Annotated in this window: 11 protein-coding genes and 1 pseudogene; 6 read left to right on the plus strand and 6 right to left on the minus strand. The window is 68.4% G+C overall.

Annotated features, from left to right (window positions below):
* Nucleotides 1-39: 39 nt before the first annotated feature.
* Both B141_RS0126315 and B141_RS0126320 read right to left on the minus strand, forming a co-directional pair.
* Entirely contained in the window at nucleotides 40-1,062 is a 1,023-nt protein-coding gene (locus tag B141_RS0126315; protein ID WP_020578180.1) for an NADPH:quinone reductase, read from the minus strand.
* On the minus strand, nucleotides 1,059-1,799 hold the full coding sequence (locus B141_RS0126320; RefSeq protein ID WP_020578181.1) for an SDR family oxidoreductase: 741 nt from the start codon (nucleotides 1,797-1,799) through the stop codon (nucleotides 1,059-1,061). Before B141_RS0126320 ends, B141_RS0126315 begins: the two co-directional genes overlap by 4 nt.
* A gap of 145 nt (nucleotides 1,800-1,944) precedes the next feature.
* Between B141_RS0126320 and B141_RS0126325 the strand changes: the two genes are divergently transcribed.
* Both B141_RS0126325 and dnaN read left to right on the plus strand, forming a co-directional pair.
* A complete protein-coding gene (locus B141_RS0126325; protein WP_020578182.1) occupies nucleotides 1,945-2,853 on the plus strand; it encodes an aldose 1-epimerase family protein in 909 nt (302 codons plus the stop codon).
* A gap of 91 nt (nucleotides 2,854-2,944) precedes the next feature.
* Nucleotides 2,945-4,075, plus strand: coding sequence for a DNA polymerase III subunit beta (gene dnaN, locus B141_RS46120; RefSeq protein ID WP_020578183.1), 1,131 nt, complete (start codon nucleotides 2,945-2,947; stop codon nucleotides 4,073-4,075).
* A 24-nt stretch (nucleotides 4,076-4,099) separates the two neighbouring features.
* Here dnaN and B141_RS0126335 read toward each other — a convergent pair whose 3' ends face one another.
* On the minus strand, nucleotides 4,100-4,702 hold the full coding sequence (locus B141_RS0126335) for a TetR/AcrR family transcriptional regulator (RefSeq protein ID WP_157181291.1): 603 nt from the start codon (nucleotides 4,700-4,702) through the stop codon (nucleotides 4,100-4,102).
* Between the two features lie 261 nt (nucleotides 4,703-4,963).
* On the opposite strand from B141_RS0126335, the gene B141_RS0126340 reads away from it, so the two are divergent.
* Together B141_RS0126340 and B141_RS0126345 are read left to right on the plus strand one after the other, a co-directional pair.
* On the plus strand, nucleotides 4,964-6,571 hold the full coding sequence (locus B141_RS0126340) for an MDR family MFS transporter (RefSeq protein ID WP_020578185.1): 1,608 nt from the start codon (nucleotides 4,964-4,966) through the stop codon (nucleotides 6,569-6,571).
* Between the two features lie 133 nt (nucleotides 6,572-6,704).
* A complete protein-coding gene (locus B141_RS0126345) occupies nucleotides 6,705-6,983 on the plus strand; it encodes a hypothetical protein (RefSeq protein ID WP_020578186.1) in 279 nt (92 codons plus the stop codon).
* 75 nt (nucleotides 6,984-7,058) lie between these two features.
* Here B141_RS0126345 and B141_RS0126350 read toward each other — a convergent pair whose 3' ends face one another.
* Complete coding sequence (locus B141_RS0126350; protein ID WP_020578187.1) at nucleotides 7,059-7,871, minus strand: protein phosphatase 2C domain-containing protein; 813 nt, start codon at nucleotides 7,869-7,871, stop codon at nucleotides 7,059-7,061.
* Nucleotides 7,872-7,967: 96 nt separating this feature from the next.
* Here B141_RS0126350 and B141_RS0126355 point away from each other — a divergent pair, with 96 nt between their 5' ends.
* Nucleotides 7,968-8,771: a class I SAM-dependent methyltransferase gene (locus B141_RS0126355; protein WP_020578188.1), complete on the plus strand. Its 804-nt coding sequence runs from the start codon at nucleotides 7,968-7,970 to the stop codon at nucleotides 8,769-8,771.
* 70 nt (nucleotides 8,772-8,841) lie between these two features.
* On the opposite strand, the gene B141_RS0126360 is transcribed toward B141_RS0126355, so the two are convergent.
* Nucleotides 8,842-9,438: a hypothetical protein gene (locus B141_RS0126360; RefSeq protein ID WP_020578189.1), complete on the minus strand. Its 597-nt coding sequence runs from the start codon at nucleotides 9,436-9,438 to the stop codon at nucleotides 8,842-8,844.
* A 191-nt stretch (nucleotides 9,439-9,629) separates the two neighbouring features.
* Complete coding sequence (locus B141_RS0126365; protein WP_020578190.1) at nucleotides 9,630-10,664, minus strand: MIP/aquaporin family protein; 1,035 nt, start codon at nucleotides 10,662-10,664, stop codon at nucleotides 9,630-9,632.
* A 428-nt stretch (nucleotides 10,665-11,092) separates the two neighbouring features.
* Here B141_RS0126365 and B141_RS0126370 point away from each other — a divergent pair.
* Nucleotides 11,093-11,535: pseudogene (locus B141_RS0126370) on the plus strand (HNH endonuclease); the annotation flags it as partial.

Genomic DNA, 11,535 nt, shown 5'->3' on the forward strand with positions numbered 1-11,535 from the left:
TTGCCACGTAAACATGATCATTTCCCGGCTTCGCGGCGTTCAGGCCGGCGGGAGCAGCACCACCCGGCCGCGTACCCCCTGCTCGACCAGACGGTGCGCCTCCGCGGTTTCCTCGAGCGGGAGGACGTGCCCGATCCGGACCTCCAGCCGCCCGGCGGCCAGCAACGCCTCGATGGTCCGGGCCGCGGCACCGAGCTCGGCCACGCTCGCGGCCGTGATGATGAAGCCGGCCATCCGTAGCGACTTCCGGTAGAACGACGTGATCGGGAACGCCGCCGGCGCCGGGCTGGCCGCGACGAGCACGATCGCACCCCGTTCGGCCATCAGGTCGACCGTCAACTCGAGGTCGATCCGGCCTGAGGTGTCGAACCACACCGTCACGCCGCCGGGCGCCTCCCCGGCCAGCGCACCCCGCAGGTCCGCGAGCTGGTAGTCGACGAGCGCGTCAGCTCCGTGCTCGTGACACCAGGCGGAGTCTTCCGCGCGCGCCAGCGCGATAACCCGGGCGCCGTGCGCGGCCGCAAGCTGGGAGACGCAGCTCCCGACGTTCCCGGCCGCACCACCCACGACCACCGTGTCACCCGGCCCGACGCCGCCGGCGTGCCGGATCAGACCGAGGTACGCCGTCGCGGCCGGATGGAAGATCGCGACCGCCTCCACGGGATCGATCCCGGCCGGCAGAGGATAGAGCCGATCCATCGGGACCACGGCGTACTCCGCGGTCGCTCCCTGCCGCCCGTCGTACCCCAGGCTGTTCGTCCACACCCGCTGCCCCGGTATGAAGCGGCCACCCGCCGCCGCGCCCGCGCCCACCACCACACCCACGAGATCCCGGCCGACGATGAACGGGAACGACGGAAGCGGCGTGGGGAATCGACCGGATCGGATGAGGACATCCACCGGGTTGACCGCCACCGCCTCGACCCGGACGAGCACCTCGTCGGCTGCCGGGCGCGGCACGGGCAGGTCGCCGATCCGGATCTCGTCGGCGGCCCCGAGGCGTTCGACGTACGCCGCCCGCATCGTCGCCGGTGGCCGCTCGTCAGCCGCCGGCCCGCTCACGGGAATCCCCCGGTGGCGTTGAGGTTCTGGCCCGTCACCCAGGCGCTGTCGGGTCCGGCGAGGAAGGCCACGACGTCCGCGATGTCGGACGGCTGGCCGAGCCGCCCGAGCGGTGTCATGGACGGGATGAGCGCCAGCATCTCCGGCGCGTTGGTGGCGCGGAGCAGGTCGGTGTCGGTGGCGCCCGGCGAGACGATGTTGGCGGTGATGCCGCGAACCGCCAGCTCCTTGGCGGCAGTCCGCGTGAAGAGTTCGACGGCCGCCTTACTGCCCTGGTAGAGACCGTTGTTGGGCGCGGGAATCATGGTGTTGAGGGTGGAGATCGTGACGATCCGCCCGCCGTCCCGCATCCGCCGCGCGGCCTCCTGCAGGGCGACGAAGGTGCCGCGCGCGTTGGCCCCCATCACGGTGTCGTAGTCGTCCTCGGTCGCCTCGGCGAGCGGCCGCAGCCGGCTCATGGCCGCGTTGTTGACGAGGATGTCGAGGCCACCGAGAAGCTCGTCGGTGTCGTCGAAGAGCCGGCGTACGTCCGCGACACTGCCGAGGTCGACGCGCACGGCGTACGCCTCGCCGCCGGCCACCCGCACGGCCTGGACGACCTCATTGGCGGACACCTCGTCGCGAATGAAGCTGAACACCACCCGGGCGCCGTCCCGAGCCAGGCGTTCGACAATGGCGCGGCCGATCCCCCGCGACCCCCCGGTCACCACCGCCGCCTTGCCGTCCAGCGCCGCCATCCAAGCCTCCCCGCTCCGACCGGGCGTCTTCGGCCAACGTACCCACACCAGCCCGTCCCTGCCCGCGCCCTCGGATGCCCCGCACCGCATTGGGCACTAGTGTCCTGCGTCAGAGGTTCGTTGCCGGATCTGGAGGTATGACGCGGTGCAGGCCAGCGGTGAGCAGTACGCCCTTGTGGGATCGGGCTATACGGCGGTCGTCACCGAGGTGGGCGCGACCCTGCGGGAGCTTCAGTACGCCGGGCGCGACCTGATCGCTGGGTTCCCCGCGGAACGCATGCGCCCCTTCTACCGCGGCGCGGTCCTCGCCCCCTGGCCCAACCGGGTCGCCGACGGAGCCTACGAGTTCGCCGGCGCACGCCACCAGCTGCCACTCAACGAGCCGGCCCGGCACAACGCCCTGCACGGCCTGGTGGCGTGGGTCAACTGGACGCTGGTCGAGACGGCGACCACGGGGGTCGTCCTCGGCCACCGGCTGTTTCCCCAGGACGGATATCCGTTCCGCCTCGATCTCACCCTGTCGTACGAGCTGAGCGAGGACGGGCTGCACTGCGTCCTCACCGCCGTCAACGCCGGCGACGTTCCCGCGCCCTACGGCTGCGCGCCGCACCCCTATCTCGTCGCCGGTCCCGGCCGGGTCGACGACTGGTCGCTGGAGCTGCCGGCCAGCCGCTACCTCGAGGTGACCCCCGACCGCCTGTTGCCGGTCGGGCTCGCCGACGTCGCGGGTACGCCCTACGACTTCAGGACGGCCCGGCCAATTGGTACGACGTTCATCGACCACGCTTTCACTGACCTGACTCCCGAGCCAGCCGGTGACATCCACGCGCGCGTGCTCGCCGCCGACGGCAGAGGGGTCGAGATGCGGTGGGACACCCGGTGTCCCTGGGTGCAGGTGCACACCGCCGACCGGCCAGAGCCGGCGTACAACCGCTCGGGTCTCGCCCTCGAACCCATGACCTGCCCGCCTGACGCGTTCAACTCCGGCACTGACCTGGTCATCCTGGCGCCGGGCGAGCAGCACGAGGCCAGCTGGATCATCGCGGCGGTGTGAGCCGCGCTCCCGCCCCCTTCGCACGACTGCCCGAGCGTTGTCGGTGGGCTCACCTAGGCTCTGCGTCCCACGACGGACGAGAGGAGCCGGCATGAGGTTCGCCAGCGACAGTGAGCAGCTCGGCCGGGCCGCGGCGTTCGCGGCTCGGCACACCGCGGGCAACGCCGCTCCGATTCCAGCGCTGAGCGGACTCCGGATCTCCGCGGCCGACGACGCCGTACGCCTGACCGGCTACGACTACGAAGCCAGCTCGACCGTCGTGCTCGCCGCGGAGGTGAGCGAGCCGGGAGAGCTGCTGCTTCCCGGACGGGTGTTCGCCGAAATCGTGCACGCGTTGCCTGGTGGTCCGGTCGAGGTCACCACCCGCGAAGGCGTGGTCGAGATCGCGGCCGGCTCGATCGAGTTCACCCTGCCGACGCTGCCGCTGGCCGACTATCCCGAGCTGCCTGTGCCGCCGGATTCGATTGGTGTCCTGGATGCCGAGCCCTTCGCGAAGGCGGTCGCGCAGATGTCGCGGATCGCCCTACGCGAACACATCGTGCCGGTGCTGTCCGGCACGCTGATGGAGTTCGGCGAAGAGACGGTGACCCTGACGGCGTCCGACCGGTTCCGGGTCGCGATCCGTGAGCTGCCATGGAAGGCCACCGGCTCCGGTCTCCCCGCCCGCGCGGTGATTCCGGCCCGGCTGCTCGCCGACGCAGCCAAGAGCCTCGGCTCCACCGAGATGCTCACGGTGGGTGTCAGCGGAGACAGCGGGGAGTTCCTGCTGAGTCTCGGCACCGACCAACGGCTCACCACCATGCGGCTGCTCGACGACACCTACCCGCCGCTGCGGAGCAAGGTCCCGCGCGACTTCGTGGGGAGCGTCACCCTCGGCTCCGAAGACCTGCGCGCGGCCCTGCGCCGGGTGTGCATCGTGGCCGACCGCTACTCCGCGGTGGCGCTCACCATCACCTCCGGCGAGGTCATCGTCGGCGCGGCCGGGGATGTCGACACCCGTGGGCGGGAGCGCCTCCCGGCCCGGCTCACCGGCGACGTGGCCACCGTGGCGTTCAATGCCAGCTATCTCCTTGACGGTCTTGACGGGCTCGACGCGCCGTACGCACACCTGGCGTTCAACGAGGGGGTCCGGCCGGCCCTGCTCACCGGCCGCGACACGCTCGACGGAGACGACCGTCCGGAGAGCCTGTACGTCGCGATGCCTCGCCGTCTCCCCAGCTAGAGCGGACCCGCGCGGGACCGCCCGTCAGGCGCGGTCGACGAGCTCGAACGCCACGTCCAGCGTGGCCTGTTTGAGTTCCTCAGGCGTGCCATAGTCGTCGTTCTCGAAGATGACGGTGCCCATGTGCATGCCCACGATGGCAAGCAGCGCTCGGATCCGCTGCGCGGGCGGCCCGTCGTCGTACAGCAACCCATGCATCGCCTGCATGCGTTCCTTGAACTCCTCACCGAGCTGCGTCTTGTGCGTACCCGTGGGGTTCTGCTGGAAGAACCGCATCGCCGGGAATCTCCGGTCAACCAGGTCAGAGTAGCGCCGGAGAAGCTCGTGCCTGGTCTCCGTCGTACGGGGTTGCTCCGTAGCCCACGCCACGAGTTCGTCAATGTCGGTAAGGAAATCCTCCACCGTCGAGGAGACGATCTCCTCCTTCGACTTGAAGTGGTAGTAGAGCGCCGCCTTCGTCACACCCAACCGGTCGGCGATCTCGCGAAGGGAGGTCTTCTCGTATCCCTGCTGGGTAAAGAGTTCGAGCGCGACCTCCTGGATGCGGGTCCGCGTGTCGACGCCCGCCACGGGACGGGCACGGCCGTTCCTCTCCCCGCGCTCCCGCGCACTTTCCCGCGCTGTCATCGCCACCTCCGCCATCCAAACCGTCTCAAGCGCCAAACCCCTTCAAGGACCGATCACCGCAAGGGCCAATCGCCGCAAGGGCCAATCGCCTCAAGGTCCAATCGCCTCAAGGTCCAGCTGATCATCCTTTACCACAAACTTACTTGACGACCAGTCAAACTGACTTGACGGCCGGCAAGGGACCTACTTACCGTACGGCAAGTAAATCTACTAGCCGGCCGGCAAGCAAGCCAGCCCCACATCAGTCTCGGGAGACCACCCGTGTCCACCACCGAAGTGGCCCCGGCCCGACGAGAGGTCCTCGTCGTCCTGCCGGGCCTCCTCGTCGCGATGCTGCTCGCGATGCTCGACCAGATGATCGTCGGCACCGCGATGCCCCGCATCGTCGGCGAGCTCGGCGGGCTCGATCACCTGTCCTGGGTGGTGACGGCGTACGTCCTCACCTCAACTGTCTCGACGCCGCTGTACGGCAAGCTGGGCGACCTCTACGGGCGCAAGCGGCTCTTCCTCGCCGCGATCGTGATCTTCCTGGTCGGGTCCGCGTTGTCCGGGTTGTCGCAGTCCATGGTGCAGCTCATCGGGTTCCGCGCGCTGCAGGGACTGGGCGCGGGTGGCCTGATCGTCGGCGTGATGGCGATCATCGGCGACCTGATCCCGCCGCGGGAGCGCGGGCGCTACCAGGGATACATGGCGGCCGTGATGGCCGCGGCCACCATCGCCGGCCCGCTGCTCGGCGGATTCCTCACCGACCACCTGTCATGGCGTTGGGTGTTCTACGTCAACCTGCCCCTCGGCGCGGTCGCGCTCGCGCTCGTCGCGGCGACGCTGCATCTCCCGCGCCACCGGGTGAGCCACCGCATCGACTACCTCGGCGCGGCTCTCCTCACCGTGGGGGCGACTTCGCTCGTCCTGCTCACCACCTGGGGTGGGACGGAGTACGACTGGACCTCACCACAGATCATCGGGCTCGGCCTGGTGGGGATCGTCGCGGTGGTCGCGTTCATCCTGGTGGAACGGCGCGCAGTGGAGCCCGTCCTCCCACTCCGGCTCTTCCGGGACCGCAACTTCGCGGCCTCGACGGCGATGGGCTTCCTCGTGGGGTTCGCGATGTTCGGGGCGGTGACGTTCCTTCCGCTCTACCAGCAGACGGTGCAGGGCGCCTCCGCCACGAACAGCGGCCTGCTGCTCATGCCGATGATGGCCGCGTCGCTGGTCATCTCCCTGGTCGTCGGCAGCCTCATCACGCGTACCGGGAAGTACCGCATCTTCCCCATCCTCGGTGGCGCCACCATGACCGTCGGCATGTTCGCGCTGTCGACGCTCGGAGTCACCACCACGAAGGTCACCTCCGCGCTGTTCATGGTCGTCCTCGGCGTCGGCATGGGCCTGCTCATGCAGGTCACCATGCTCGTCGCCCAGAACAGCGTCGGCCCACGGGACATGGGCGTGGCCAGTAGTACGTCGACGTTCTTCCGGTCCATCGGCGGGTCGTTCGGTGTCTCGTTGTTCGGCGCGATCTTCTCCAGCCGCCTGCAGAACGCGCTGGCCGGCATACCGGGCGCCGACAACCTGGCCACCGGCGGGGCGAACATCGACCCGTCCGCCCTCCGGTCGGTTCCGGCCGCGGCTCGCGAGCCGATCCTGGCCGCGATCGTGGACGCTATGCAGGGCGTCTTCCTCTGGGCGGCGCCGTTCGCGCTGGTGGCGTTCGTGCTCGCGTGGGTGATCAAGGCGGTGCCACTGCGCGGGAGCGTCGCGCCCGAGCCGGCCGCTCCTGGTGGCGCGCCTGGCGACACCACTGGCGATCCGTCCGACGAGCATCCCGTCCAGGGGCAGGCTCGCCTCCGAGCGACCGCCGCGGAGGACTGAACCCCTGAACCACCAGTAGGCGACCGTGGGCGGGGCTCGTCCACACGGTGGCGGAGCAGCGACGCTCTGCCACCGCGTCGTACACTGCCGGGTCGCCGTACCTCGAACGGCGGCCCGGATGGAGGGTCCACGCATGGGTGATCAGGTTCCGCGGCCACGCCCACGCCCAGGCATCGCGCCGCCGCCCAGGCTCCCGGGCGCCGGCGTCCTGCTGTCCCTCATCGGCGTACTGTGGCTTTCGACCTTCGTCTCCCCGACCCGCGGGCCCCTGTTCGTCGGGGCGGTGGAGATCGTCGCGGCCGCCGTGGCCTACGCCGCACACCGGCGGCGGTTCGCGGCTGGGTTGATCAGCCTCGCCGCGTTGAGTTTCCTGTTGGGGTTGTTCCTCCGCAACGCCATGAGCGCGCTCTGACGAGCCGGTTCGCGTCGAACCGCCTTTGACCCCACGACTTTCGCTGCGGCTTCGTGCCGGCGTGTTCGACCGGTTCTACACCGAGCTGGCCGCCAGGAAAACGACCGTCGCGTCGTCGTGCACCTTGGCACCAGTCGAACCCTCTGACTGTTCGGCGTGCTCCCGCTCAACCTCGCGGGTCCGGGCGATCCACGCCTCTGGGCCGCCACCCTGCAGGGCGTCCAGCGCCGACCGCCAGTCGAACACCCTGAACGTGTCGATCAGTCGGGTCGCTCCGTCGCTGGCGACCATCACTCGGCGGATCGGCGCCACCTCAACAACGCCCGTGAACGCTTCGTACGCCACCTCGGGTCGCTCCGCCGCGACGTAGTAGCCCGCCTCGCGGTTGCGGTGGGACCGCACCTCCACCGCCGACGGGCGCGCACCGAGGACAGAACGAAGGCGCCGGCCCACCTGGCTGGCCCGGCGGTCGGTCACGGTACGCACGTCGGAGCCGAGGTCGATCACCACGGCGGAGTCGGCGAGTACGAGGTACTCCAGCTGCTGGTCACGGATCCTGACCGCCGCGACGGTCGCCGCGGGACTGTCCGGATGGGCCGGGTCGCAGGTATCCGCATGGGCATCGCGGGTCTGCACGATCCCTTCGGCCAGGCAGTCGGCGAGCGGCCTGGCGTCCGCGCCGCTGGTCCCCGTACCCGCGGCGGCGAGCCGGGCGACCTGCGTTCCGAGCGTCCGTGCGTACCACGCCACACCGTGCCTGCAGCCGGTGTCCGTACGGTCCATCGGCGTGACGCCGTCCAGGACAACGGCCAACTCCGGCGATGCCGCCACGAAATCCTCGTTGTCGATCGCCGGATCACCTGGTTCGGTCGCGTACGTCACATACACGGTTGTGGAATGCTCCTTCTCGTTCCTGTCGGGCGTCGCGTTGCCCGTTCACCGGCAAGTATCAGCCACGAGCCGTTACGAAAGGGGACGCGGACCGTGAAGGCGAACACCAACCGCAGCGGGCGGCTCACCTTCGACCGGGTGGTCGACGACTACGACACCGGGCGTCCCGACCTGCCCGCGCCGCTCGTTGCTGACATCGTCCGCTCGATCGCACTGCCCGCGGGCTCGCGGGTGCTGGAGGTCGGCGCGGCCACAGGGCAGCTGACGCGCGCGCTCCGGGCCGCCCGCATGCGGGTGGTCGCCCTCGAACCCGGCCAGCATCTTCGGCACCGCCTGGCCGAGCGGTTCGGCGCCGACGACGGCATCGACATCCTGCCTGACTTCTTCGAGGAGTACGCCGGGGCTGAGGGATCCTTCGGAGCCGTCTGGTCGGCGAACGCCTTCCACTGGGTTGATCCCGCGGTCTCCTACCGCAAGGCTGCGGAATTGATGGAGCCGGCCGGACATCTGGTGCTGATCTGGGCGTATCCCATCCTCACTCGCGATCTCCAACTGCGTCTCAACGAGACCGCCCTGGCGAACAACCCCAACTCCGCCTGGGATCCCGACACGTACGAGGACTACATCAACGGCGTAACGGCCGCGGGCCGGGAGGAACTCGCGGGCTGTGGCTGCTTCGAGGCGGCGCGGCACTGGTGGATGACGGAGCCGCTCAGCTTCGACGTCGACACGTACATCGCGTTCCTCACGTCGTACGGACACAACGCGGCGCTTGACGAAACCGGGCGGCAGCAACTGGCGAGTGACGTACGCGCGGCTCTCGCCGGGCTGGGCGCTGACCGACTGGAAGGGACCAACCACATCTACACGTGCGTCGCCCGCGCCAGGACCGCTTGACAGGACGGTCATGGCCCCTTAGGTCAGGACCCTTTGCCACAAAGGATTTCGCGACAAAGGGCCCTGGAGATCAGTCCGGCCGGCGGAGGTATCGACGCCGTGCCCGCACCTCGTCGAGCAACTCGTCGGCGCTCAGGGCCAGGGTCTCGAGGTGCGGATCGACCTCCTGTATGCGGCTGGAATCCACCATCTCGGCCTCGGGTGGGAGCTTGTCCTTGAACGGCCCCACCGCCTGGCGCAGCAGGGAGGAGTCGAATCCCAACCGCTCGACGTACTTGGTCTCGTCGTTCTTACGGGCATCGCGCAGGCTACTGGTCTCGCGGAGCACGACTTCGACCTTTGCCAGCGTCTCGCGCGCGTCAGCCAGCGTGTCGAAGATACCTTCGAGTTTGCGCTGCGCTTCCTGGCGTTCGATGACGGCATGATTCATCTCGGTCTTGGCATCCTGGACCCGGCTCACGGTCAGCCCGTATCCGAGCAGTGCGCCAAGGCAGCCAGTGGCCAGCGCCGCCACGCCCGCATAGAGACTGAGGTAATCGCCCCACGCCGTCGCCTGGGTCGACAGATAGAGAACGAACGCACCGAACGCGACGATCGCGATCAGGCCGAACATCGCCCGCGGATCATTCCAGGTGAAGGTGCCGCGATCACGACCGCCTTTACTCATGTTCCCCCCTGGCACATCAGGCTCGTTATCCACATAACTAGCCGCCACCATTGCTCCCGATTCAGCATCCTAGGTGAGTCGACTGGCAGCGGCGGAGAAAAGCGACTCCTTCCTGATTTCGGCGAAATGAGATCGCCTCAACAAACGCCTGACACAAACTCACTCCATTACGAATCTTCGTCGCGGCGGGCCTATCTTTCGTCGCCAGATAATTCCCGGCCCCCCGGCGATTCGCTGCCTGTCGTCTCGCGACGCGCATCGACCGCGGACACGTCCGCACCGGTCGCGTCGACCGGCTCCTCGGCCCCGGGACCCGCCCGCCCCGGCGGCTGCGGCTCGGCGCGGGCGGCGAGCGCGTCACCGATGAAGAAGTCATAGACGAGGACGCCGATCACGCCACCCACCAGCGGACCGACGATTGGTATCCAGAAGTACCAACTGAAGGCGCCTGGAATCGTTCCCGGAAGGGCGACTTCGCCCCAGCCGGCGATCCAGGCGAAGAACCGCGGGCCGAAGTCGCGCGCGGGGTTGATCGCGTATCCGGCGTTCGCACCAAAGGAGATCCCGATCGCACCGACCAACAGACCCGTGATCAGCGGCGCGAGGTTGGACAGCGGAGCGACATTGCGCCGGTCGATGAGCGCAGCGATGCCCATAAGGAGCAGTGCCGTACCAACCACCTGGTCTATGAAGGGTCCGACCCAACTCCCGTGAAAGTATGCCGCAGGGAATGTCGCGAAAATAGAGAAGGTGGCTAACGCTTCACCCGAACTCTTCGGTATCTGCGTGGCCACGTCGAAGGCGTTGATCGCTGACTGGTACACCGCGTAGATGACGGCGGCTCCGGCGAATGCCCCCAGCACCTGCGCAGCGACATATGGTCCGACCTTCCTCCAGGGGAACCGCCGGCGTACAGCAAAGGCGACCGTTACTGCTGGATTGATATGCGCACCACTGATGCCACCCGCGATATAGACGCCCAGCATGACGGCGAATGCCCAGCCAAAGGCGATCAGAAGCCAGTCGCCGGCAGCCAGGAAGATCGAGGTGGGAGTTTCGGCACGCCCGGAGCCTGGGAGGCCGGCCACCGCCATCGCCACGGAGCCATCGCCGAAGAGAATGAGTACGAAGGTGCCAAGAAACTCCGCGAATGACTCTCCCCAGACACCTCCTACCCGCTTCAAGCCGCGCGGACTTCTTCGCAGGGTGGGGATCTCCTCGCTCATGTCACCCCCTCCACGCCAGCCAAGCGCCCACGGCTGGTGCCGCCGACTTTGCGCGGGTGAGATCCGGGGGTCCGGCGTGCCGGGCAGCAGCCGGCGTACGCGCTACCCTCGCCCTCTTCTACCCCTTCACTCTCTACGGGAACCGCGCCTGCAGCGGGTCGGTGGCGACCTGGCGGCGCGCGGACCGGGCAGGGAGCCGTACTCGCCGATGGCGAGGAGAGGTCCAGAGACAGTGGGCTACCTACTTCCGCCGCACGGCGGTCGGCACCTGTTGGCGGCGCGGCCACCGACGCCTACGTGAGGTCGCCAACACTACCCGAAGTCCGGCCCGTCGACGGACGTGTGGTCGCGCCAAGACCCTTGTAAATAAGGCCTCCTGATGTCCCCCCTAGTTGCGACAGCGATCTTTACGGGGTAAGATCGAACGTATGAGCGACGACGGCGATGGTGTGCGGTTCTCTCCGCTCCCGCCCGGGTTTGGCGACATGGCGCCGGGTCCGGAGTTGGTGGTGGCGTTCGCTGCTGTTGACCAGTCGGCGTGTAACGGTTTTGAGTTGGGTGAGCTGGTTCGTGCCGCGCGGAAGCTCGCTCGCTGGGCTGAGTACCTGAGTCTTGGTGCTGTGAATGCGTTGGCGCACTGTCCGCCGTGTTTCAAAGATGATGAGGCGGAGCGGTCGTCTCAGCCCGAACCACGCGCGGCTGAACTGTTGTCGCCGATGTTGGGGTGGACGAACTACCGTGCCGATCAGTTCATGCTCATCGCGTTGGCGTTGTCTGATCTGCCGAATACCCGGCAGGCGCTGGAGCGCGGGGAGTTGGAGTTTTCTGAGGTGCGGACGATCGTCGACCGGCTCACCCTTCTTCCCCGAGC

Source organism: Actinopolymorpha alba DSM 45243 (assembly GCF_000373925.1).
Classification (GTDB): domain Bacteria; phylum Actinomycetota; class Actinomycetes; order Propionibacteriales; family Actinopolymorphaceae; genus Actinopolymorpha; species Actinopolymorpha alba.